Source organism: Mesorhizobium sp. GW821-FHT04C10, assembly GCF_059420305.1.
The window spans coordinates 2,261,520-2,285,332 of sequence record NZ_JBWKTL010000001.1 but is presented as its reverse complement, the minus strand read 5'-3'; the positions used below and the strand labels follow the sequence as shown (position 1 = coordinate 2,285,332).

At 63.8% G+C, this 23,813-nt stretch carries 20 protein-coding genes; 17 read left to right on the top strand and 3 right to left on the bottom strand.

Annotated elements, in window-relative coordinates:
* Nucleotides 1-22: 22 nt before the first annotated feature.
* The 6 genes from AC07UC_RS11005 (at nucleotide 23) to AC07UC_RS10980 (ending at nucleotide 6,145) form a co-directional block, all read left to right on the top strand.
* Entirely contained in the window at nucleotides 23-1,861 is a 1,839-nt protein-coding gene (locus tag AC07UC_RS11005) for a M3 family oligoendopeptidase (RefSeq protein ID WP_494905654.1), read from the top strand.
* Between the two features lie 360 nt (nucleotides 1,862-2,221).
* A complete protein-coding gene (locus AC07UC_RS11000; protein WP_494905652.1) occupies nucleotides 2,222-2,989 on the top strand; it encodes a helix-hairpin-helix domain-containing protein in 768 nt (255 codons plus the stop codon).
* A gap of 157 nt (nucleotides 2,990-3,146) precedes the next feature.
* Nucleotides 3,147-4,304 carry an aminodeoxychorismate synthase component I gene (locus tag AC07UC_RS10995; RefSeq protein ID WP_494908920.1) on the top strand — a complete coding sequence of 386 codons (1,158 nt, stop codon included), beginning with the start codon at nucleotides 3,147-3,149 and terminating at the stop codon, nucleotides 4,302-4,304.
* The gene (locus AC07UC_RS10990; protein ID WP_140771823.1) at nucleotides 4,253-4,915 is read left to right on the top strand and encodes an aminotransferase class IV family protein; all 663 of its coding nucleotides are present in this window, start codon (nucleotides 4,253-4,255) and stop codon (nucleotides 4,913-4,915) included. The genes AC07UC_RS10995 and AC07UC_RS10990 overlap by 52 nt, the downstream gene beginning before the upstream one ends.
* 13 nt (nucleotides 4,916-4,928) lie before the next feature.
* On the top strand, nucleotides 4,929-5,216 hold the full coding sequence (locus AC07UC_RS10985; protein ID WP_494905650.1) for a YciI family protein: 288 nt from the start codon (nucleotides 4,929-4,931) through the stop codon (nucleotides 5,214-5,216).
* Nucleotides 5,213-6,145, top strand: a complete 933-nt coding sequence (locus tag AC07UC_RS10980) for a heme-dependent oxidative N-demethylase family protein (RefSeq protein ID WP_494905648.1) — start codon at nucleotides 5,213-5,215, stop codon at nucleotides 6,143-6,145. The genes AC07UC_RS10985 and AC07UC_RS10980 overlap by 4 nt, the downstream gene beginning before the upstream one ends.
* 6 nt (nucleotides 6,146-6,151) lie before the next feature.
* Here AC07UC_RS10980 and AC07UC_RS10975 read toward each other — a convergent pair whose 3' ends face one another.
* Complete coding sequence (locus tag AC07UC_RS10975; RefSeq protein WP_202325990.1) at nucleotides 6,152-7,030, bottom strand: LysR family transcriptional regulator; 879 nt, start codon at nucleotides 7,028-7,030, stop codon at nucleotides 6,152-6,154.
* Nucleotides 7,031-7,137: 107 nt separating this feature from the next.
* On the opposite strand from AC07UC_RS10975, the gene AC07UC_RS10970 reads away from it, so the two are divergent.
* From AC07UC_RS10970 to AC07UC_RS10935, 8 genes are all read left to right on the top strand, one after another.
* Nucleotides 7,138-7,884, top strand: coding sequence for an SDR family NAD(P)-dependent oxidoreductase (locus tag AC07UC_RS10970; RefSeq protein ID WP_494905646.1), 747 nt, complete (start codon nucleotides 7,138-7,140; stop codon nucleotides 7,882-7,884).
* 185 nt (nucleotides 7,885-8,069) lie between these two features.
* Nucleotides 8,070-9,515, top strand: coding sequence for a homospermidine synthase (locus tag AC07UC_RS10965; RefSeq protein WP_140771832.1), 1,446 nt, complete (start codon nucleotides 8,070-8,072; stop codon nucleotides 9,513-9,515).
* 182 nt (nucleotides 9,516-9,697) lie between these two features.
* Complete coding sequence (gene omp10, locus AC07UC_RS10960; protein WP_056577483.1) at nucleotides 9,698-10,075, top strand: outer membrane lipoprotein Omp10; 378 nt, start codon at nucleotides 9,698-9,700, stop codon at nucleotides 10,073-10,075.
* A 261-nt stretch (nucleotides 10,076-10,336) separates the two neighbouring features.
* A complete protein-coding gene (locus tag AC07UC_RS10955) occupies nucleotides 10,337-12,448 on the top strand; it encodes a 5'-nucleotidase C-terminal domain-containing protein (protein ID WP_494905643.1) in 2,112 nt (703 codons plus the stop codon).
* A 138-nt stretch (nucleotides 12,449-12,586) separates the two neighbouring features.
* Nucleotides 12,587-13,651, top strand: coding sequence for a ferrochelatase (gene hemH, locus AC07UC_RS10950; RefSeq protein WP_494905641.1), 1,065 nt, complete (start codon nucleotides 12,587-12,589; stop codon nucleotides 13,649-13,651).
* A gap of 155 nt (nucleotides 13,652-13,806) precedes the next feature.
* Nucleotides 13,807-15,018 (top strand): NAD(P)/FAD-dependent oxidoreductase, encoded by a 1,212-nt coding sequence (locus tag AC07UC_RS10945; RefSeq protein ID WP_494905639.1) that lies wholly within the window; start codon nucleotides 13,807-13,809, stop codon nucleotides 15,016-15,018.
* A gap of 121 nt (nucleotides 15,019-15,139) precedes the next feature.
* Nucleotides 15,140-16,090 (top strand): SPFH domain-containing protein, encoded by a 951-nt coding sequence (locus AC07UC_RS10940; protein ID WP_140771840.1) that lies wholly within the window; start codon nucleotides 15,140-15,142, stop codon nucleotides 16,088-16,090.
* A gap of 20 nt (nucleotides 16,091-16,110) precedes the next feature.
* Entirely contained in the window at nucleotides 16,111-16,575 is a 465-nt protein-coding gene (locus AC07UC_RS10935) for an NfeD family protein (protein ID WP_056577499.1), read from the top strand.
* A 283-nt stretch (nucleotides 16,576-16,858) separates the two neighbouring features.
* Here the strand turns inward: AC07UC_RS10935 and AC07UC_RS10930 are convergent, their stop codons facing one another.
* The gene (locus tag AC07UC_RS10930) at nucleotides 16,859-17,860 is read right to left on the bottom strand and encodes a KpsF/GutQ family sugar-phosphate isomerase (RefSeq protein WP_494905637.1); all 1,002 of its coding nucleotides are present in this window, start codon (nucleotides 17,858-17,860) and stop codon (nucleotides 16,859-16,861) included.
* Between the two features lie 196 nt (nucleotides 17,861-18,056).
* Between AC07UC_RS10930 and AC07UC_RS10925 the strand changes: the two genes are divergently transcribed.
* Nucleotides 18,057-19,838 carry an outer membrane beta-barrel protein gene (locus AC07UC_RS10925; RefSeq protein ID WP_494905635.1) on the top strand — a complete coding sequence of 594 codons (1,782 nt, stop codon included), beginning with the start codon at nucleotides 18,057-18,059 and terminating at the stop codon, nucleotides 19,836-19,838.
* Between the two features lie 156 nt (nucleotides 19,839-19,994).
* Here AC07UC_RS10925 and galU read toward each other — a convergent pair whose 3' ends face one another.
* Nucleotides 19,995-20,900, bottom strand: coding sequence for a UTP--glucose-1-phosphate uridylyltransferase GalU (gene galU / locus AC07UC_RS10920; protein WP_027030893.1), 906 nt, complete (start codon nucleotides 20,898-20,900; stop codon nucleotides 19,995-19,997).
* A gap of 211 nt (nucleotides 20,901-21,111) precedes the next feature.
* Here galU and AC07UC_RS10915 point away from each other — a divergent pair, with 211 nt between their 5' ends.
* Nucleotides 21,112-22,335, top strand: coding sequence for a lytic murein transglycosylase (locus tag AC07UC_RS10915; RefSeq protein ID WP_494905633.1), 1,224 nt, complete (start codon nucleotides 21,112-21,114; stop codon nucleotides 22,333-22,335).
* Between the two features lie 124 nt (nucleotides 22,336-22,459).
* Nucleotides 22,460-23,695, top strand: a complete 1,236-nt coding sequence (locus AC07UC_RS10910) for an SGNH/GDSL hydrolase family protein (protein WP_494905631.1) — start codon at nucleotides 22,460-22,462, stop codon at nucleotides 23,693-23,695.
* The last annotated feature ends 118 nt before the right edge of the window (nucleotides 23,696-23,813 follow it).

Genomic DNA, 23,813 nt, shown 5'->3' with positions numbered 1-23,813 from the left:
GTGATTCACAGAAGGTATGTCGATGCGCATGATGTTTGGTCGGCGGCTTGCGGCACCAGCGTCCGGTCAGGGCGCGGCCGAGCTTGGCGATCTGCCGGAATGGAACCTTGCCGACCTCTATGCCGGCATGGAAGCCCCGGAACTGAAGCGTGACATCGCTAGGGCCGCCGCCGACGCGATCGCTTTCGAGACCCGCTGGAAGGGTACGCTCGCCGCCGAGGCCGGGCGCGGCAGCGCCGGCAGGTTGGGCGAGGCGCTGGTCGCCTACGAGGCGCTGGAGGAACTGATCGGCCGCATCGTCTCCTATGCCGGCCTGGTCTACGCCGGCAACACCGCCGACCCGCAGCGCGCCAAGCTCTATGGCGACATCCAGGAGAGGATGACCGACGCCAGTGCGCATCTTCTGTTCTTCGCGCTCGAACTGAACCTGATCGATGACGCCGCGATCGAAAGCGCGCTCGCCGGCGATCCCGCTTTCGGCCACTACCGGCCCTGGGTGCTCGACCTGCGCATGGACAAGCCCTACCAGCTCGAGGATCGAGTCGAGCAGCTTTTCCATGAGAAGTCGATCACTGGACGCGGCGCCTGGAACCGCCTGTTCGACGAGACGATGACCGACCTTCGCTTCGACATCGATGGCGAGGAATTGACACTCGAGCCGGCGCTCAACCGTTTGCAGGATGCCGACGGCGAGGTGCGCCGCCGCGCCGCCGAGGCGCTGGCCGCGACCTTCCGCAAGAATTTGCGCACCTTCACGCTGATCACCAACACGCTGGCCAAGGACAAGGAAATATCCGACCGCTGGCGCGGCTTCGAGGACATCGCCGATTCACGCCATCTCGCCAACCGTGTCGAGCGCGGCGTGGTCGATGCGCTGGCCGCCGCGGTGCGCGAGGCCTATCCGCGCCTGTCGCACCGCTACTACGCCATGAAGGCGCGGTGGCTCGGCATGGAGGTGATGAACCACTGGGATCGCAACGCACCACTGCCGGAGACGCCGCAAGCGGTGATCGGCTGGGACGAGGCCAGGAACACCGTGCTGTCCGCCTATCAGAGCTTCTCGCCCGAGATGGCCGAGATCGCGCGCACCTTCTTCGACCGCAACTGGATCGACGCGCCGGTAAGGCCCGGCAAGTCGCCTGGCGCCTTTGCCCATCCGACCGTGCCGTCGGCGCACCCCTATGTGTTGCTCAACTACATGGGCAAGCCGCGCGATGTGATGACGCTGGCGCATGAGCTCGGCCACGGCGTGCATCAGGTGCTGGCCGCCGGCCAGGGCGCGCTGATGGCCTCGACGCCGCTCACACTGGCCGAGACCGCTTCCGTCTTCGGCGAGATGCTGACCTTCCGCTCGCTGCTCGAGCGGACCACCGACAGGCGTGAGCGCAAGGCCATGCTCGCCCAGAAGGTCGAGGACATGATCAACACGGTGGTGCGCCAGATCGCCTTCTACGAATTCGAGCGCAAGGTGCATGCCGAGCGCCGCAACGGCGAACTGACGTCCGACAGGCTCGGCCAGTTCTGGCTGGAAGTGCAGGCCGAAAGCCTGGGGCCCGCGATCAAGCTGCGCGAAGGCTACGAGGTCTTCTGGACCTACATCCCGCACTTCATCCATTCGCCCTTCTACGTCTATGCCTATGCTTTCGGCGACTGCCTGGTGAACTCGCTCTACGCCGTCTACCAGAACGCCGAGCGCGGCTTCCAGGACAAGTATTTCGAGATGCTGCGCGCCGGCGGCACAAAGCATCATTCGCAGCTTCTGGCGCCCTTCGGCCTCGACGCCACCGATCCCGCCTTCTGGCAGATCGGGCTTGGCGTGATCAGCGGCCTGATCGACGAGCTGGAATCCCTCGACAGCTGAGACGCGTCTCGCATCGGCAGAACAGTTTAGCCGGAATGCATGTTGGGATTGCAGTATTCTTGCGCTAAATATTTGTTCTTGAAGAACTCTAGGCAGAAGTTTTTCCCATAGCTTTCCGTAAGCTCTATGATAGCCTTCGCTCCAAGCTCAGCCGGAGCGCATGCGGATCGGCGAGGGAAATCCTAGCCGGCCGTGCCGCTCAGGCGAACGCGACAACGGCCGTTGGCCATGGGCAAGCAAAGCCGATTGCCAACAGCTCGAACCGAAGCCGGCTGTTCTGCGAACCCGCGGAAACATCACCGAGTAGTCCATCGCCGAAGGTCATGACCCACGGCAGACGGATCTGACTGGAGAGAGACAATGGGCACTTTTTTCTATGTGGTCCTGGCGTTCCTGGTAGGCGTGTTGGTTGGCTGGTTCATCTGGGGTCGCCTGCGTGGCGAACTCGACAGCCTTCGCGGCGACCTCGACCGAACCCGCGGCGAGCGCGACCGGCTGCGTGCCGACAGCGACCGGCTGACCGGCGAACTGAATGCATGCGGCAAGACCCGCGCCGACCTCGAGCGCCAGTTGCGCGACGCGCAGGCTTCAACGGGTGGCGGAGGAAAGGCCGCCAGCCAACCCCCGGCAGCCCTGCTGTCGACGCCGGCCGCCGCCAAATCCGCTCCGCCCGCGGCCAAGGCTGCGCCTGCCAAACCTGCCGCGCCAGCAAAAGCCGCCGCCACCAAGTCGGCGGCGCCGAAGCCAGCGGTCGCCAAACCCGCTGCAAGCAAAACCGCGGCCTCCGCCGCTTCCTCGGCAAAGAGCTCGGCCCCGCCCAAGCCGGCAGCCGCCAAGAAGGCCGCACCGGCGGCAGCCAAGCCTGCGACGGGCAAGCCCGACAATCTGCGCCGGCTGATCGGTATCGGCCCGGTCAACGAGAAGCTGCTCAAGGCGCAGGGCGTCACCACCTTCGCCCAGATCGCCGCCTGGACGGCGGCCGACATCAAGCGGATCGAGGACGTGATGAACTTCGACGGCCGCATCGCGCGCGAACACTGGATCGAGCAAGCCAAGCTGCTCGCCGCCGGTGACGAGAAGGAATTCGCCAAGCAGTTTCCGACAGCCGGGACTGCCAGCAACACCTGAACCGCACAGGCAGATCACCAAGCCGGCGGGGCCACAGGCCCCGCCGATTTCTTTTTGGCGGACAAGGCCGCCAAGAGGTCGGCTTTGAGGGGCAAGGTGCCGTTCCCTCGATTGCACGCGGGCGGCCCCCCATATAGAGCGATCGACGGCTTCATCGATCCTGGTCCCCATGTCCCTGCCCGCCGCCATTTTCCGCAACGACGAAAGCGCGCGTCAGCTCGTTTTCGACCGGCCGGCCGACATCATCGTGGCGCATGAGGCGCGTGATTTCCTGCCGGCGCTGGAAGCAGCGCAGGCCGCGCACGACGCCGGCAAATGGCTGGCCGGCTATTTCTCCTATGAGGCGGGCTACCTGCTCGAGCCGAAACTCGTTCCCTTGCTGCCGGGCCGGCGCCGCGCACCGCTGATCTGCCTGGGCGTCTTCGACGCTCCGGTCGAGGACGCCGTGCCGCCACGCAACGCAACGGCCACCAACGGCCCGATCTTCGATGCAAGGGCGGCCTGGTCGTTCGAGGATTACGAGAAGCGTTTCTCGCGGCTGCATCAACACATCAGGCAAGGCGATTGCTACCAGGGCAATCTGACCTTCCCGGTGCAGGCGCAATGGTCTGGCGACCCGCTTGCCGCCTTCGATGCGCTGACCGAACGCCAGCCGGTGAAGTATGGCGCACTGGTGGCGCTTGGCGATCCCATCGTGCTGTCGCGCTCGCCCGAACTGTTCTTCGAGATCAATGCCGCCGGGATGATCGAGACGCATCCGATGAAGGGCACGGCCCCGCGCGGCGCGACCAGGGACGAGGACGAGCGGCAGAAGACCTTCCTGCGCCATGACGAGAAGAACCAGGCCGAGAACCGGATGATCGTCGACCTCTTGCGCAACGACATCTCGCTGATCAGCGAGGTCGGCACGCTGGAGGTGCCCGAACTGTTCCGCATCGAGAGCTACCCGACCGTCCACCAGATGGTGAGCGACGTCAGGGCGAAGCTGCTGCCTGGCCTCACCATCCGCCAGATCTTCGCGGCTTTGTTTCCCTGTGGCTCGATCACCGGGGCGCCGAAGATCCGCGCCATGGAGATCCTGCACGATCTGGAAGGCACGCCGCGCGACGTCTATTGCGGCGCCATCGGCTGGATCGCGCCCGGCGGCACGATGCGCTTTTCCGTGGCGATCCGCACCATATCGCTCTTTGCCAGCGGCGAGGCCGTCTACAATGTCGGCGGCGGCATCGTCTTCGATTCGACGGCGCAGGAGGAGTATCAGGAGTGTCTGCTCAAGGCCCGCTTCGCGACGGGGACCCCGCCGATTTCGAGCTGATCGAGACCATGCGCTGGCAGCCCGAGACCGGCTTCCTGCGCTTCGACCGCCACCTTGCGCGCCTCTATGGCTCGGCGGCGGAACTCGGCTTTGACTGCGATCCGCAAAAGGTTGGCGCCGTGCTGGGCGACGCGGTCGACGGCGCCCGTACCGCCATGCGCACGCGGCTCGCCTTGGCGCGCAACGGCGAAGCCACCGCCTCGGCGCAACCCTACGAACCGCTCGCCGCCGACAAGGTCTGGGTGCTGCGGCTGGCACGGACCAGGCTCGATTCGAGCAATACGCTGCTGCGCCACAAGACAAGCCGGCGCCAGCTCTACACCCATGCCCGATCCGAATATCTCGTCACCCAGGCCGACGAGGTGATCCTGGCCAATGAGCGCGGCGAGATCTGCGAAGGCACCATCACCAATGTCTTCGCCGATTTCGGCGACGGCGTGCTGGCTACGCCCCGGCTGGACTGCGGCCTGCTGCCTGGCGTATTGCGCGCAGCGCTTCTGGATGAAGGCCGGGCGGCGGAAGCAATCTACACCTTTGACGATCTGAAGTCGGCCAAGGCTCTCTTTGTCGGCAATTCGCTGCGCGGCTTGATCCCCGCAAGGCTGGTGTGACCGGGAGAACGCCATGTTCGTCGTTTCGCTGAACTACAAGGTGCCTCTGACCGAGATCGACCGCCTGCAGGCGGCGCATGTCGAATGGCTGAAGGCCTGCTATGCAGAGGGCGTCTTCATTGCCTCCGGACCGAAGAAGCCGAGGACCGGCGGCATCATCGTCGCCCAATGCTCGCGCGAGATCCTCGATGCCAGGCTGGCCACGGACCCCTTCGCCAAGGCAGGCGCCGCGGACTACGACGTCACCGAATTCCTGGCGAGGATGACCGCCGCCGCTCTCGAAGCCTTCAAGGAAGCATGAGCTTGGTCGAAGCCCTGCCCACCCATACCCCCTATGACGGTTCCTCGAAGCTGTTCAACATCGGGCTGAAGCCGCTGGACCCCGCGAACTGGATCGAGGTCGATGGTCATCTCCTGCCCTATCTCGCCGAGAAGCGCCGGCTTTATGCCGAGATTCCCGAACGGGTTTTCGTAGAGGAAGACGGCACGCGAGACGCCCAGCAGGAAGTGCTCGACTTGCTCGGCGCCTATCTGCCGGAGCGATTTCCGCGCACCCATCGCCGCACCGATGCGGGCATCGAGCTGGTGGGCGCCGCGAACCACCCTGCTTTGCCTATGGGTCTCGCCGACGCGCCGCTGGTCGCGGCCTCGCTGCTGGTCCAGGAGGACCTGATCCTGATGCGCCGCGACGACAGCGGCTGGCGGCTCGCCGCCGGCTCGCTGTGCTTTCCCTCGTCCTGGTCGCTGCTCGAAAAATTCGGCAAGCCGTTGCAACAGATTCACGAGCCGGTGCCCGGCTTCGGCCCGGGCACGCGTCCCGCCGAACTCATCAACCGCATGTTCGACGGCCTGCAGGGCCAGGCGGTCGAGCGCTTCAACTGGTCGATCCAGGCCGACAATGCGCTCTACCATCCCTTGTCCAATGTCGAGCGCATCGACCGTGCCACCAGCCGGCCGACACGGTTCCCCGATGGTGACGTCAAGGCGCACGCCTTCATCCGCGTCGAGCGCCAGACGCTGCGCAAGCTGCCCGCCTCGCGCGACATCCTGTTCACCATCCGCATCCACCTCGACCCGCTCGCCGTGCTGGAGCGGCACCCGGATCGGGCGACGCTTGCTCTGTCCTTTGCCGCCCAGCTCGAAGCGCTCGATCTCGACCAGCTCGACTACAAGGGCCTGACATCGGACCGCGACCGGCTGATCGAACATTTGAAGACGATGGCCGGCTGAAGCCGGCTACAGGCTGCCCGCCAGGAAATCGACGAATGTCCTTGCCCTGACGCTGGCCTTGCGTCCGGCTGGAAACAGCGCCCACAATTCGACAGGCGGCAGCGCCCAGTCGACCAGGATCGGCCGCACGGCACCGCTGCGCAGCTCCGCGTCGAACATCCATTCGGAGCCGACCGTGAAGCCGATGCCGGCAAGCACCGCCTCACGTATCCCTTCGGCGGAAGTCACGCGCAGCCGCCCTTGGCCGGCAAGCGAAACCTCTTCGGCGCCGCGCCGGAACGTCCAGCGGCTGGAAGTGCCTGCCCGGACGAAGAGGATCGCCTCGTGCCGCGACAGCTCATCCGGCGCGATGGGTTCGCCCTCGCGTGCCAGGTAGGAGGGTGCCGCTACCACCAGACGACGACAGGTGGCGATCTTGCGCCCGATATGAGCGGGGGCGAAGCTTTCACCCAGACGCAGCATGACATCCACCCCTTCCTCGACGAGGTCGACGTTCCTGTCGTCCATCGCCACCTCGACGTCTAGCCTTGGGTGAGCGTCCAGGAAGGCTTTCAGCTTCGGCACGACATGCAGGCGGCCGAAGGTTACCGACGTACCGATGCGCAGCAAACCGGTAAGCGCCGCCGCGGTGCCACGCGCCGCGTTCTCCGCTTCGTCGGCCTCGTCGACCGCGCGCTTGGCGCCTTCATAGAAGCTGAGGCCGGCATCGGTCGGCGACAGACCTCGGGTGGTGCGCGACAGCAGGCGAACGCCGAGCCGCTCCTCAAGCTGCGCGATGGCCTTCGAGACGGCTGGCTGCCCGACGCGCAAATGTCGCGCGGCCGCCGAGAACGAGCCGGTTTCGATGACCCTTATAAAGGTGTTCATCACCATGAGCCTGTCCATTTATTCCACCTTGGAATTAGTTATATGGTTTTGTTCACTCTACCTGACCCATCCAGGAATGGCCAATTGGCGGTTGTCAAATCCATCCATCCATTCGGAGAACCAAAATGGGCAAGCTCAACAACAAGGTCGCCATCGTCACCGGCGCCGCGCGAGGCATCGGTGCGGGCATCGCCAAACGGCTGGCGGCGGAAGGCGCCGCTGTCGTCGTCAACTACGCCTCCAGCCGCGAGGCTGCGGAACGCACGGTCAAGGAGATCGTCGCCGCCGGCGGCAAGGCGACCGCGGTTCAGGGCAACGTGGCCGAGGCCGCCGAAGTCGAGAAGATGTTCGAGGCCGCCGAGATCGCATTCGGCAAGCCAAGCATTCTGATCAACAACGCCGCGACCGCCAGCTTCGGCACTTTCGAGGAAGCCAGTGAGGCGGACTATCGGCGGCTGTTCGACACCAACGTGCTGGGCACGATCCTGACCACCAAGGCGGCCATGCGCCACTTCCCCGAGACTGGCGGCAGCATCGTCAATATCGGCACGATCTCGAGCTGGAATCCGGTGCCGAACACCAGCCTCTATTCCGCCAGCAAAGCGGCGATCGATACGCTGACGCTCAGCCTGTCGAGAGAACTCGGAGTCCGCAACATCCGTGTCAACATCGTGGCTCCTGGCTATACCCACACCGAAATGACCGAAGGCATGGTCGGCACCGATTTCGGCAATATGCTGATCGCCGGCGTCCCCCTTGGCCAGCGCTTCGGCAAGCCGGACGACATCGCCCCGACAGTGGCCTTCCTCGCCTCGGACGAGGCGGCGTGGCTGACCGGCGAACGCATCAACGCGTCCGGCGGCGCTCGTTGATACGACGCCGGCTCAACATCCGCCATCGGGCAGGCAATGGCCTCCCGGTGGCCTCGCGGAGCACTTCCAAAGCGGCGTTCCCAGGCGTTTCGCTGCTTTTCCCTTTATTGTGACAATGATCTATGGTTTGTCGCGCCGCGGCCAAGCGGCTGTTCTGGAGTGATTTTTAAGGAGTGCTCGATAAAATGGCGAATGAAAACTGGCCAGTCTACGGCGAGATCACCGGCCCTGTGGTGATGATCGGCTTCGGCTCGATCGGACGGGGAACGCTGCCTCTCATCGAGCGCCATTTCAAGTTCGACAAGTCGCGCATGACGGTCCTTGATCCGCGCGACACCGACCGCAAGCTGCTCGACGAGCGCGGCATCGCCTTCGTCCAGGAAGCAGTGACCGAGAAGAACTACAAGAAGCTTCTGACGCCGTTGCTGACCAATGGCGGCGGCCAGGGCTTTTGCGTCAATTTGTCGGTCGACACCGGCTCGGTCGACCTGATGCGGCTCTGCCGCAAGCTCGGCGTGCTCTACATCGACACCGTCGTCGAGCCGTGGCTTGGATTCTATTTCGACGCCAACGCCGACAATGCCAGCCGCACCAACTATGCGCTGCGCGAATCGCTGATCAAGGAAAAGCAGGACAAACCGGGCGGCGCTACGGCGGTTTCCACCTGCGGCGCCAATCCCGGCATGGTCTCGTGGTTCGTCAAGCAGGCGCTGGTGAACCTCGCCACCGATCTTGGCCTTGAGTTTTCCGAGCCCGCACAGGAAGACCGCGAGGGCTGGGCGAAGCTGATGAGGAAGGCCGGCGTCAAGGGCATCCATATCGCCGAACGCGACACCCAGCGCGCCAAGAAACCAAAGCCGATGGATGTGTTCTGGAACACCTGGTCGGTCGAGGGCTTCATCTCCGAAGGCCTGCAGCCGGCCGAACTCGGCTGGGGCACGCATGAGAAATGGATGCCGAAGAACGCCAAGAAGCACAAGCACGGCTCCAAGGCCGCGATCTACCTGGAGCAGCCCGGCGCCAACACGCGCGTGCGCTCCTGGTGCCCGACGCCGGGCCCACAATACGGCCTGCTGGTGACGCACAACGAGGCGATCTCGATCGCCGATTTCTTCACCGTGCGCTCCAAGAAGGGCAAGGTGCAATACCGGCCGACCTGCCATTACGCCTACCATCCCTGCAACGACGCGATGCTGTCGCTGGACGAGATGTTCGGTGCCGCCGGCAAGCCTCAGCCGGTGCACCATGTGCTTGACGAGAACGAGCTGGTCGACGGCGTCGACGAACTCGGCGTCCTGCTCTACGGCCACGACAAGAATGCCTACTGGTTCGGCTCGCACCTCTCGCTCGCCGAGGCGCGCAAGCTGGCGCCTTATCAGAACGCCACTGGCATGCAGGTCACCTCGGCGGTTCTGGCAGGCATGGTCTGGGCCCTGGAAAATCCGGACGCCGGCATCGTCGAGGCGGACGAGATGGACTACCGGCGCTGTCTGGAAGTGCAGTCGCCCTATCTCGGGCCGGTCGAAGGCCATTACACCGACTGGACGCCGCTCGACAAACGCCCGGGGCTCTTCCCCGAGGACCTCGACCGCAGCGATCCGTGGCAATTCCGCAACATCCTCGTCCGATAGCATCGCGCACACCCTGCGCCATTGCCTTGCAATCGCCCGGAAATCGGGCGATTGAAGAGATGCGGCCTGGGGCAGCGTGCGTCTTGCGGGACGCACGCCCGTTCCAGCACTTTGGACGTTCGCATCATGCCTTCCAAAATCGAATCCGATTTTTGGGCCGGTGCGTTTGGAGAGGATTTCAGATGACTATTGCGCGCAAAATTCTTTCGATGGGCGTGGCGGGTTCCTTTGCCGTGATGCTCGCTGCCTGCACCACAAGCGGTCCCGATGCACCGCCGATGGCAGCCGCGCCGAAAGGCGTCGAGGGCTCGTGGATCGATGCCAAGGGCACCGGCCTGTCGACGCTGACAGGTGGTAAATTCACGACCGTCGCCACCGACACCGGCCAGAAGCTGGCCGATGGCAGCTACACGATGACCGGCGCCACCTCGGTCGAGATCAACGGCACGTCGCTGATCCGCCAGACGCCGGTTAGCTTCAACTGCCTGCTGGTGTCCACCAGCCAGCTGAACTGCACCAGTTCATCCGGCCAGAACTTCGTGCTAACGCGACGCGCCTGAACCGGCGAACACAGGACTCATCGGGACGGCGGCCACTGGCCGCCGTTCTTTTTTGCGCCCCGGGCTTTCACCAGAACTTTCGCCAGAAAATACCCCAGGTTTTTCGCCAGAAAATACCCCCGGTTTTTCGCAAGAAAATACCGACGGCATTTCTGCTTGCGTCAGCCGGAACGCGATGGGAACATGGTCAAAACGCTGGCTGTTATATCCCAGTCAAGCAAGGGCGTTAAACGCTTCTGATCAGCCTACCGGGAGACGAAGATGAAGAAGATTGCCGCCATTCTGGCCCTGTCCGCATCGGCGCTTGGCCTGTCGGCCGGCGCATCTTTTGCCGACTACACATTGAACATTCTGCATTTCAATGACTGGCACAGCCGCATCGAAGGCAACAACAAATACGAGTCGACCTGTTCGGCCGACGAGGAGACCAAGGGCGAGTGCATCGGCGGCGCCGGCCGGTTGATCACGGCGATCGCCCAGGAACGCAAGAAGCTCGAAGGGCAGAACGTGCTGCTTCTCAATGCGGGTGACAGTTTCCAGGGATCGCTGTTCTACACCACCTACAAGGGCGCCGTCGAAGAGGAATTCCTCAATCAGTTGAAGCCCGACGCTGTGACGCTCGGCAACCACGAATTCGACGACGGCGAGAGCGCGCTGGTGCCTTACCTGGACAAGGCGAAGTTCCCGATCGTCAGTGCCAATGTCGTGCCCAACGACAAGTCCGGCGCGGCAGGCAAGATCAAGCCGTCGATCGTCGTCGAGGTCGGCGGACAGAAGATCGGCATTGTCGGTGCCGTCACCAACGACACGCCCGAGCTCGCTTCCCCCGGCCCGAACATCGCCATCGCGGACGACGTCAAGTCGATCACGGCGGAAGTCGAGAAGCTGAAGGCGCAAGGCGTCAACAAGATAATCGCGGTGACCCATATCGGCTACAACAGGGAGCGCGATGTCATCGCCAGGATCCCGGGCATCGACGTGGTTGTCGGCGGCCACAGCCATACGCTTTTGTCCAACACCGATCCGAAGGCGCTAGGCCCCTACCCGACGATGGTCGACAACCCGGACGGCTACAAGGTGCCGGTGGTGCAGGCGGCGTCCTATTCGAAATATCTCGGCGAGTTCAAGGTGGTGTTCGACGACAATGGCGTCGTCAAGTCGGCGAGCGGCGACCCCATCTATCTCGACAAGTCGATCACGCCCGATCCCGCCGTGCTCGCCCGCATCAAGGAACTCGGCGCGCCGATCGAGGCCCTGAAGAACAAGGAAGTGGCCGAGACCACCGACGTCATCGACGGCAGCCGCGAGAATTGCCGCGCCAAGGAATGCGCGATGGGCAACCTCGTCTCCGACGCCATACTCGACCGCGTCAAGGGACAGGGCGTCGAGATCGTCATCTCCAATGGCGGCGGGCTGCGCGCCTCGATCGACAAGGGCACCGTCACCATGGGTGAGGTGCTGACCGTGCTGCCCTTCCAGAACACGCTGGCCACCTTCCAGATTTCCGGCAAGGACCTGGTCGCCGGCCTCGAAGGCGGTCTTAGCCAGATCGAGGACGGCGCCGGCCGCTTCCCGCAGGTGGCGGGCCTCAAATATTCCTTCGACAAGTCGGTCGCGCCCAATGCGGGCCGCGTCAAGTCCGTCGAGGTCATGGAGAACGGCGCCTGGGTGCCGATCAATCCCGACAAGGACTATCTCGTCGCCACCAACAATTACGTGCGCCAGGGCGGCGACGGCTACAAGGTCTTCGCCGACAAGGCCAAGAACGCCTATGATTACGGCCCCGGCCTCGAACAGGTCGTTGCCGACTACCTCGGTGCCCACCGGCCTTACACACCCAAGCTCGACGGCCGCATCACCGAGATCGCCGCGACTGTCGCGGCGGCGCCCGCCGCCGAGCCGGCCAAGCCAGCCGAACCCGCAAAGCCGGCGGAGACAGCGCCGGCCGAGGCCGCGAAACCGGCAGAACCGGCAAAGCCCGCCGATGCCGCACCCGCGATGCCCGAACTGCCTGCCAACTCAGGCGACATCGCCAACACGCCACCGGCAATCTCGACAGAGGCAGCGCCTCCCCCGCCGGCACCCGCTGCTCCAGCCCCTGCACCAGCCGAACCGGCAAAACCGGCCGAAGCTGCTCCTGCGCCAGCGGCACCCGCCCCGGCGGAACCCGCGAAGCCCGCGGAACCGGCAAAACCGGCCGACGCCGCACCGGCAACAGGCAGCCATGTCATCGTTACCGGCGATACCTACTGGGATCTGGCAAAGAAGGCCTATGGCGACGCCACCAAGTGGAAACTCATCTATGACGCCAACAAGGGTCAAAGGCCGCACCGGCTTACCCCCGGCGCGACGCTGACCATCCCGCCGAAATAACACCGCTTCAGGGTTCTTTGACGCAAAACCCGTCCGGGAAACCGGGCGGGTTTTGCGTTTTCAGGTAAGGTGCGGCCAGACGCTGCATTGAAAACCGGCGTGGCATCGCTAGTTTCGCGCCGTGTTCGGAGACCAATTATGACGCTTTCCACTCCTGTCGACCCCAAAGCCGTGAAGGCCTCCGGTCCGCAGCCTACCGGATCCCAACCGGCCGAGGCCGGCAAGGTCGGCGTCATGCTGGTCAATCTCGGCACGCCCGACGGCACCGAGTTCAAGCCGATGTGGCGTTATCTCAGGGAATTCCTGTCCGATCCGCGCGTCATCGAGCTCAACAAGGCGATCTGGTATCCGATCCTCTATGGGCTCGTGCTCACCACGCGGCCGAAGAAGTCGGGGGCCAATTACGCCAGGATCTGGAACCAGGAGAAGAACGAGTCGCCGCTGCGCACCTACACGCGCGCCCAGGGCGAAAAGCTGGCCGAGACGTTGCGCGACCTTCCCAATGTCGTCGTCGACTGGGCGATGCGCTACGGCAGCCCTTCGACGGCAAGCGTGGCCCAAAGGCTGGTCGCCCAGGGTTGCGACCGCATAGTTTCGTTTCCGCTCTACCCGCAGTACTCCGCCACCACGACGGCCACGGCCAATGACCAGCTGTTTCGCGCGCTGATGAAGATGCGGGCGGCGCCGGCCATCCGCAGCGTGCCGCCCTATTATGCCGAGCCCGTCTACATCGAAGCGCTGGCCCACTCGATCAAGCGGCATCTGGCGAGCCTCGATTTCGAGCCGGAGGTGGTCATCACCTCTTATCACGGCATCCCGAAACCCTATTCCGACAAGGGCGACCCCTACCAGGCGCATTGCCTGGAAACGACGCGGCTGCTGCGCCAAAAGCTCGGCTGGAGCGAGAGCAGGCTCATCACCACCTTCCAGTCGCGTTTCGGCGCCCAGGAATGGCTACAGCCTTACACCGACAAGACCGTGGAGAAACTCGGCAAGGACGGCGTGAAATCGATCGCCATCGTCAATCCCGGCTTTTCGGTCGACTGCATCGAGACGCTGGACGAGATCGGCCGCGAGGCGGCCGAGACGTTTCATCACGCCGGCGGCAAGAATTTCGCCCATATCCCTTGCCTCAACGACAGCGCCGAGGGCATGGCGGTGATCGAGGCGATGGTGCGACGCGAACTGTCCGGCTGGGTCTAGAAGAAATTCCAGGAAAAGTGTGAAACGGTTTTCCGTCCGGAATTTCGTCAAACAAAGAGTTAGAGCGGCTCGCCGTTTCCGTGAAGCGGTGAGCCCCTCTAACACCGGAACAACAGCCGCTCCGGAGCGTTGAGCCGCACCTTCCGGAGAATTCGATGCCCCGCAAACTCGACCTCAGAACTGGCCGGACCGTCTGGTCCGCCTACCGGGCGCCGGCCGTGCCGACGTCGGCGCTGACCCGGGACGTCAAGACCGACGTCCTGATCATCGGCATGGGCATCAGCGGCGCCATGATGGCCGAGGCGCTGACGGCGGATGGTCACTCCGTGATCTGCATCGACCGGCGTGGGCCGCTCAAGGGTTCGACCGCAGCGACCACCGCGCTCGTTCAGTTCGAAATCGACCAGCCGCTTTCCATGCTCTCGAAGATGATCGGCAGGGCCCGCGCCGAGCAGGCCTGGCGGCGCTCGCGGCTCGCGGTTTCCAACCTGGCTGGCCGTATCGAGGATCTCGCAATCGACTGCCGCCTGCGCCTCACCCAGTCGCTCTATCTGGCTGGCACGATGCTCGGCCCCTCGGAACTTCGCGATGAAGCCGAAGCGCGGCGGCAAGCGGGCATTGCCGCGTCCTATCTGACACCGCGGCCTCTGGCGGAGACATTCGGCATCGACCGCGATGGCGCCATCCTCAGCCATGGCAATATCGCGCTCGACCCGCGCAAGCTGACGGCCGGGTTGTTGCTCAAGGCGCTGGCGCGAAAGGCACGGTTTTACACTCCCGTTGAAGCGACGGCGATCAAGGACAGTACCGACGAGGTGGTCGTGGCCACAAAGGACGGCCCGACCATCACCGCACGGCAGGTTGTTCTGGCCACCGGCTATGAACTGGTCGACATCGTGCCGGCGGCCGCACACCAGATCATCTCGACCTGGGCGATCGCAACCCGCCCGCAACCGCGAAAGCTCTGGCCGGGCGCGGCGTTCATCTGGGAAGCGTCGGACCCCTATCTCTACGTCAGGGCGACCGCCGACGGTCGCGTCATCTGCGGCGGCGAGGACGAGGATTTTGTCGACGAGACGCGGCGCGATGAACTGATCGCCGACAAGGCCGCACGCATCGCCGAAAAGCTTGGCCTTGTATTTCCGCAACTCGATGTCAGGCCCGAATTCGCCTGGACCGGCTCCTTCGGCACAACCACCACCGGTCTGCCCTATATCGGAGCCATCCCCAGGCATCCTCGCATCCATGCCGTCATGGGTTATGGCGGCAATGGCATCACTTTCTCGCGCATCGCTTCCGAAATTGTTTCCGCTTCGATCAAAGGGATGGCCGACACGGATGCAGAGCTGTTCGCCTTCAACCGTTGATTGCAAACCTACAAACAATCCCTCATCACCTGATTGTAACGCACCTGAAACACACTTAAGTCTTTGGTGAAGTCGGCTGCGCGGGAATGGCTCTCGCGGCCCGCTTCTGAGGGAGAGCCAAATGGATTTCAGTGGTTTCGATATTGCGATCATTGTTCTTGTCGCGCTTGTCGTGCTGGTGCTGTTCAAAGGCATCAAGACAATTCCGCAAGGCTATAACTATACCGTCGAACGCTTTGGTCGTTATACCAAGACACTGAGCCCCGGCCTCAACATCATCACGCCGTTCGTCGACCGTATTGGCGCCAAGATGAACATGATGGAACAGGTGCTCGACGTTCCGAGCCAGGAGATCATCACCCGCGACAACGCCATCGTCGGTGTCGACGGCATCGCCTTCTACCAGATCCTCAATGCGGCACAGGCCGCCTATCAGGTTGCCGGCCTGCAGAACGCCATCCTCAACCTGACTATGACCAATATCCGTACCGTCATGGGCTCGATGGACCTCGATGAGCTCTTGTCGAACCGCGACGCCATCAACGAGCGCCTGCTGCGCGTCGTCGACGAGGCGGCGCATCCGTGGGGTATCAAGATCACACGCGTCGAGATCAAGGACATCAACCCGCCGGCAAACCTCATCGAATCGATGGGCCGCCAGATGACCGCCGAGCGTAACAAGCGTGCGCAGATCCTCGCCGCCGAAGGCCTCAAGCAGTCGCAGATCCTGGAGGCCGAAGGCCGCAAGGAAGCCGCTTTCCGCGACGCCGAGGCGCGCGAACGTTCGGCCGAGGCCGAAGCCCGCGCCACCCAGGTGGTGTCTGAAGCCATTTCCAAGGGCGACGTGCAGGCGCTGAACTATTTCGTCGCCCAGAAATACACCGAGGCCCTGACCAGAATCGGTTCGGCCACCAACAGCAAGGTGGTGCTGATGCCGCTGGAAGCCTCGTCGCTGATCGGCACGCTTGGCGGCATTGGCGAGATCGCCAAGGAAGTCTTCCGCAGCGAAGGCACGACCGGCGCCCAGCGCCAGGCCGCCCGCCCGCCCGTCGTGCGGCCGAACGAAAACTGAGTCCATAGGAGGTCCCTCTTATGTTCGATCGCGTCATCTCCGAACTCGGACCCTGGACCTGGATGGTTCTGGGCTTCGTCCTGCTGGTCATGGAAATCATCGCGCCGGGCATCTTCATGCTCTGGATCGGCATTGCTGCCCTGATCATCGCCGCAATATCGCTGCTGATCTGGGATGCGGCGATCTGGACCTGGCAGGTTCAGGTCCTCGCCTTCCTGGCACTGTCGCTGCTCTCGGCCTATGTCGGCAAGCGATGGGTCAGCCGGCGCCACGACCCGACGGACCAGCCGCTGCTCAATCGGCGCGGCGCCCAACTGGTCGGCAGGATGGCAACGCTTGCCGAACCGATCCGGGACGGCCGTGGCCGCATCAAGCTTGGCGACACGCTATGGCGTGTCTCCGGCCCCGACCTGCCGGCCGGCACGCAGGTGCGTGTCACCGGGGCAGCCGATACCGACCTGGAACTGACGGTGGAGCGGGTCTGATTTTTTCACAGCAGACCACCTCGCTAGAGCAATTCCAGGAAAAGTGTGAAACGGTTTTCCGTCCGGAATTGCGTAAAAACAAATAGTTAGAGCGGTTCTGCGATTCCGTGAAACGCTCTAGGTGTGTCGAGATTCAGGTCAGGCCGAGTCGAAAGCGGTGGCTTCCGAGAACCGGAGCGGAGCGTATTTTTGTACGTGAGCTCAGTTCTACTGCGACGCAGTAGAACGAGGAAGCGCAGGAGGCCGCCGTTTGCAGACCGGCCTCACCTGAATATCGGCATGCCTAGGCAGCGCCGATGCGCAGCAGGTCGTGGAAATGCACCACGCCGAGCGGCATGTTGTTTTTGGTCACCACCAGCGCGCCGATATTGTGCTCGTTGAGCAGCGCGATCGCGGTGCCCGCAAGCGTCTGCGGGTCAACGGTCTTCGGGGTGCGGGTCATCACCTCGTCGACGATGACGTCGGCCAGGTTGCGGTGAAGGTTGCGCGCCACGTCGCCGTCGGTGATGATCCCGGCCAATTCGCCATTAGTGTCGACGATCAGGACGCAGCCGACCTTCTTCTGCGACAGCGTCATCACCGCTTCCGGCATCTTGGTGCCGAGCGCGGCCAGCGGCATCTGGTCGCCGACCCGCATGATCTCGGAGACCATGGTCAGGTTGGCGCCGAGCTGGCCGCCGGGATGGAAGGTGCGGAAATGGTCCGGCGTGAAGCCGCGCGCCTCGAGCAGAGCGATCGCCAGCGCGTCGCCGACGACCAGTTGCAGCAGCGTCGACGTCGTCGGCGCCAAGCCGTGCGGGCAGGCCTCCGGGGCGCGCGGCAAAAGCAGCACGACGTCGGCGGCGCGCGCCAGCGCCGATGTCTCTCCGGATGTGACGGCGATAAGCGGAATGGAGAAGCGCCTGGAATAGGCGACGATGCCCATCATCTCCTTGCTCTCGCCCGACCAGGAGATGGCGATGATGGCGTCGTCCCTGGCGATCATGCCGAGATCGCCATGGTTGGCCTCGACGGGATGGACGAAGAAGGCCGGTGTGCCGGTCGAGGCCAGCGTGGCCGCGATCTTCGAGCCGATATGGCCGCTTTTGCCGACGCCGGTGACGATCAGCCGGCCTTCGATGTTCGAGATCATGTCGACAGCCTGCGCGAAAGGCGCGGCCAGTCCATTCTCGAGCGCTTCGGCAAGGGCGGCGATCCCCGCCTGCTCGGTCGCCACCGTTCTCAGGGCCGAATCAATCGACGCTTGCCGGTCCAGGGGCTTCTTATCGAGAGGTCTCGCATGCATGGATGATGCGATTAGCGCTTTGCCGTCCGCCTGTCCAACGGAAATGGCACCGATGCCCCCGGGCGGGGATTTGCCACGCGCCGCGCGATCCCCGCTTTAACCGGCCGAACGGCAACCGCCTCAACCCTCCGTTAACCATCCCCATTTACGGTTCGGTAAGTATGGCGCGCATAGCGCCGCGCAAGCAGTGGTGGCGATGTCCGGGGCCCAGCCAGAAAAATCAAGAGGACGACAGGGCAAGGCGGTATGCGCCTTGTTGCTGGCGACCAGCATCTTTGCGCTGACGCGTCCGGGCCTGCTTCATGCCCAGGAAACGGAGCTGCGCGGCGAGGTTTCGGAATCGGCGATCCTGTCCGACCAGCAACGCAAGGCAAGGCAACTCGCCCTTGCCGCCCAGGGCCAGCAGGCGCCGGCCGCGCAGGACGATACGCCGCCACGCACCTATTTGCCGGCCAGCGCCGGCGCCGTCCCCGACGACACCGACACGAACGCCGCCACCGGCAGCATTTTCGATCCACCGCAGGCGACCGACGACGCCTCGACCGACACTCCGACGCCACCCAAGCCTCGGCGCCGTCCATCGACCGCCAGGCAGACTGCCGCGGATCAGGACAAGACCAGGACGGACGCCAGAACGACCGGCAAATCGAAAAAGAAAAAGAACACGACGGCCGCGACCAGCGACACCGCCGCCGCCGCGACAGACGATGCCGACAACGCCACGACCGATCAGGAAGCAGCCAACCGCCGCGCCCTGACCGTGGACAGCGCCGACAGGCAGAAACTCGACCCTGGCGCCGAGCGCACCGCCGCCATCGAAGGCCAGAACAAGAAAGCCGAGGACGATCCATTCGCCGCCACCGGCGTCAAATGGGGATCCTTCGTCATCCGGCCGTCGATCGAACAGGGTCTGACCGCCACCACGAACGGCGATTCGAGCAGTGCCGGCACATCGGCACTGCTGTCGGAAACGGCATTGCGCTTTTCCGCCATCTCCGACTGGCGCGAGAACTCCGCCACCATCGACGGCTATGGCCTGTTCCGCGAGACCGTGTCGGGCTACCCGGTCCACGACGCGCAGGGCCGCATTGAAGGCCAGCTCAATGTCGATCTCGACAATGAACTGCGCGCCATCGCCAAGCTCGGCTACGAAGCCGTGCCGGAAACGGCGTCATCGCCCAACGCCATTGCCGGCGTCAGTACCCAGCCGCTGCGCCAGACGATCGACGGCAGCCTCGGTGTCGAAAAGGCCGCCGGCAAGATGCAGTACACGTTGACCGGCGCGGTCTCGCACGACTTCTATGGCGACGCGGAGCTTTCGGACGGCACCTCGCTGTCGCAGAAGGATCAGGACAACACGCTCTATACGGCGACCTTGCGCACCGGCTACGAAATCTCTCCGGCCCTCACCCCGTTCACCGAAATCGAGGCCGGCCGCCGGGTCTACGATCAGCGCATCGACAATGAAGGCTTCGAGCGCTCCTCGACGCGGCTCGGCGCGCGCGCCGGCCTGCAACTCGACATGGGTGAGAAGCTGTCGGGTGAATTCTCCGCCGGTTGGCTGAGGGAAGCTATCGATGACAAGAGCCTGGAAGCGATTTCGGGCGCCACCGTCAACGCCGACCTCAAATGGTCGCCGCAGCGCGGAACCACGATCGGCCTGACAGGCAAGACCACCGTCGAAACCACGACCACCGCGGGCGAAAGCGGCGATATCCTCTATTCCGGCCGCCTGACGGGGGAACGGCTGATCCGTGCCAACCTCACCGCAAATGCGGCTCTGGGGCTCGACTGGCGAGACTATATCGGCATCGATGGCCATGACAGGATATTGAGCGCCGAGGCCGGACTGACCTGGTGGCTGAACCGCTATGCCGGTCTCACCAGCCGGGTGAGAACCGAGAAGCTGACCAGCAACCTGCCCGGCCGCGACTACACCGCCAACAGCATCTACCTTGGCCTCAAAGTGCAGCGCTGAACGCATTCGCGCCAAGGGTATGTCGAGATTCAGGTCAGGCCAAGCCGAGAATGGTGGTGTTCGAGAACCGGAGCGGAGCGTACTTTTCGTACGTGAGCACCGGAAGCGCAGAACGCCGCCATTCGCAGGCCGGCCTCACCTGAATATCGGCGTACCCTAAAACGCGGCCCCACGCCGCTCCGATGGCTTCATCTCATCGAGAAGCGTGCGGATGACACCGGCCATGTTCTCGTTCATGTCGCTGCGCCACAGCGCGAAGGCGACATTGGCCTCGACGAAACCTTCCGGCGAACCGCAGTCGAAGGTGCGGCCCTGATAGTGATAGCCGTAGAAGGCCTGCTGCTTCTCCAGCTTCAGCATCGCGTCGGTGAGCTGGATCTCGTTGCCGGCGCCCTTTTCCTGGCCTTCGAGGATCTTGAAGATCTCGGGCTGCAGGATGTAGCGGCCGTTGATGTAAAGGTTGGAGGGTGCTGTGCCGGTTTTCGGCTTCTCCACCATCTCGGTGATGCGGAAGCCGTGATGCGTATCCTCGCCACGGCCGACGATGCCATACTTGTGGGCCTCAGCCGGATCGCATTCCTGCACGGCGATGATGTTGTTGCCGGTTTCCTCGTAGAGCTCGACCATCGACTTCATGCAGCTCTTTTCCGACTGCATGATCATGTCGGGCAACAAAAGCGCGAACGGCTCGTCGCCGACCAGTTCGCGCGCGCACCAGACGGCATGGCCGAGCCCCATCGGCACCTGCTGGCGGGTGAAGCTGGTCTGCCCCGGCGCCGGCTGCAGCCGCTGCAGGCGGGCCAGCTGCTCGTCCTTGCCGCGCTGGGCCAGTGTGTCATAGAGCTCGAACTGGATATCGAAATGGTCCTCGATGACCGCCTTGTTGCGGCCGGTCACGAAGATGAAATGCTCGATGCCCGCTTCCCGCGCCTCATCCACCACATACTGGATGACCGGCCGGTCGACGACGGTCAGCATCTCCTTGGGAACAGCCTTGGTGGCGGGGAGGAACCGCGTGCCGAGACCGGCGACCGGGAAAACTGCCTTGCGAACTCTCTTCATGCTTTCAATTATCCGTTTGCAGGCCGGCTCCGCAATCCCCGCCTGGCGACATTTTCACGCCGGAATTGAAGATTACTGGAGCGGGTGAGGGAAACTTCCACCGGTTAAAGCATCGAGGTGTCTTTTCGTTCCAGGCGACGCCTATGGTAAACTAATTCCTAACCCGGTTCGGCGATGAATGGTCTTTCCTGAGACAGAGAAGGAGGAAAACATGTCCGTTCGCAATGCCGCAAAACGTTTGACCAGCGTCATGACGGCAGCCAGCCTCTCGCTCGCCCTGCTGATGCCCACCGGTCCGGCTTTCGCTGACGCCGGTTTCCGGCAATGGGTCGCCGGCTTCCGCGCCACTGCTGTCGCGGGCGGCGTTTCCGGCGCGGTCTACGACCAGGCTTTCCGGGACATCAAGGAGCCCGATCCGGTGGTGCTGGAAAAGGCGCGCACCCAGCCCGAATTCACCGCGCCCGCCTGGGATTATTTCGACAACCGCGTCCACGACCAGTCCGTCGCCGTCGGACAGCAGATGGCGAAAAAGTGGAAGCCTTGGCTGGACAGGATCGAGGCGAGGTTCGGCGTCGACCGCTACATTCTGCTCGCCATCTGGTCGATGGAATCGAACTATGGCGAAATCCTCAAGCGCGACGACATCATGCGCAATGTCATTCGTTCGCTGGCGACTTTGGGGTATGGCGACCCGAAACGGTCCAAATATGCCCGCACCCAGTTGGTCGCGGCCCTGAAGATCCTGCAGACCGGCGACATCGACGAAAGCCACCTGATGGGCTCCTGGGCTGGCGCCATGGGCCAGACCCAGTTCATCCCCACCAGCTACCAGCATTATGCCGTCGACATGGACGGCAACGGCAAGCGCGACATCTGGAATTCCATCCCCGATGCGCTGGCGACGTCAGCCAATCTGTTGAAGAAGAATGGCTGGCAGGCCGGCAAGACCTGGGGCTACGAAGTCGCCATACCGGCCGGCAAACTGCCGGGCGGCTCGAAGACGCTGGCGCAATGGCAATCGCTCGGCGTCGTCAGGGCCAGCGGCAAGCCGTTCAAGAACCTCACCGACAAGGCGACGCTGAAGGTGCCGGACGGCCGTGGCGGCCCGGCTTTCCTGATGATCAGGAATTTCTCGGTCATCAAGGCCTACAACAACGCCGACAAATATGCCCTTGCCGTTGGTCTTCTCGCCGACGAGATCGCCGGTGGCAACGGCCTTGTCCAGGACTGGAAGCGGCCCTTCACCAAGCTCTCCTTCGAGGAAAGGCAGGAGTTGCAGAAGCGGCTTTCGCAGCACGGGCTTTACGACGGCAAGTTCGACGGCAAGATCGGCGACGGGTCGAAAACCGCCATCATGGCCTATCAGGCAAAGGTCGGCTTGACCCAGGACGGCTATCCGAGCATGGAAGTGCTCAAATGGCTCAGGCAAAAATAGAGCCAGCCACGCCGCCGCGCGCATTTTTGGCGCACGCATCCGGCGCCATGGCACTTTGAACTTGCGCCCGGCCGCAAAACCGGCTCCGGTTTGCGGGATCGGGCGCAAGGGGATGGAGGAGTGATTGGTTTCGGCCGCGCGTATCGCGATCCTTGTTCGTCGCACGCCGATCCTTTTTCTGGCGATCGTCCTGCTGGCGGTCGGCGCCGCCGCTGCCTTCCATGCGCCGGCCATGGCACAGGAACAGCCGCAGCAAAACCGTGGCTGGTCGTTGCGCGATCTGCTTTTCCCGCGCCGCAGCGAGCGCGTCGAGCCACCGCTCGATATCGAAAAGGCAAAACCAAAACCCAAGCCCAAGAAACCGCGGGCCCCGCGCCCGCCGGCGGAGCCTGAAACCCCAGTCGTCGAAAAGGCGCCGGACGCCCGCACCGTGCTGGTGGTCGGCGACTTCATGGCGTCCGGCCTTGCCGAAGGCCTGGACACCGCCTTCGCCGACAATCCCGGCGTCAGGATCGTCGTGCGCAGCAATGGCTCGTCTGGCTTCGTGCGCGATGACTTCTACAACTGGCCCGAACAGATCAAATCGCTGATCGAGACCGAGAAGCCGGCCGCGGTGGTGGTCATGCTGGGCTCCAACGATCGCCAGCAGATGAAGGTGGGGGACGTGCGCGAGCAACCCCGGTCCGAGAACTGGACCAAGGAATATGAGCGCCGGACCGACGCACTCGGCAAGGCTATCGCCGCCGCCAAGGTGCCCTTCCTTTGGGTCGGCATGCCGGCCTTCCGGGTGCCGAAGATGACCTCCGACATGCTGGCCTTCAACGACATCTATCACCAGGCCGCTGAAAGCCATGGCGGCGAATTCGTCGATGTCTGGGATGGGTTCGTCGATGAGAACGGCGCCTTCGTCACCACCGGCCCCGACATGAACGGCCAGCCTGTGCGGCTGCGCGCCGATGACGGCATCAACGTCTCCAAGGCCGGCAAGCGCAAGCTCGCCTTCTACACCGAAAAGCCGCTGATGAAGATCCTGGGCCTGGCCGCGCCCGGCAGCATGGCCCCGGCGACGGCACCGGCGGGTGCGCCCGTCGAGGCCCCGGCGCCGGCCGCGGCACCCATCGTGATCGACCGCACCGCACCCATGCTGCTCAGCGACCCCGCACTCGACGGCGGCACCGAACTGCTCGGCGCCGCGCCGCCGGCAAAAGCCAATCCGGCTCTTCCGGGGGAACGACTGGTGATCGAGGGCAAGGCTTCCGAGGCGTCGCCAGGACGCGCCGACGATTTTTCCTGGCCGCCCAAGGCCGAGCCGCCGGCGACAGCCGCTGCGGCCGACACGACGACGGCGATCACCCCTTAGTAGCGGAGCCTCCGGGACCGTTTCGAAACTCGCTCCTGCGAGTCATATGATGGTGTTTTCGAGAACCGGAGCAGAGCGTACATTTAAGTACGTGAGCACCGGAAGCACAGAAAACGCC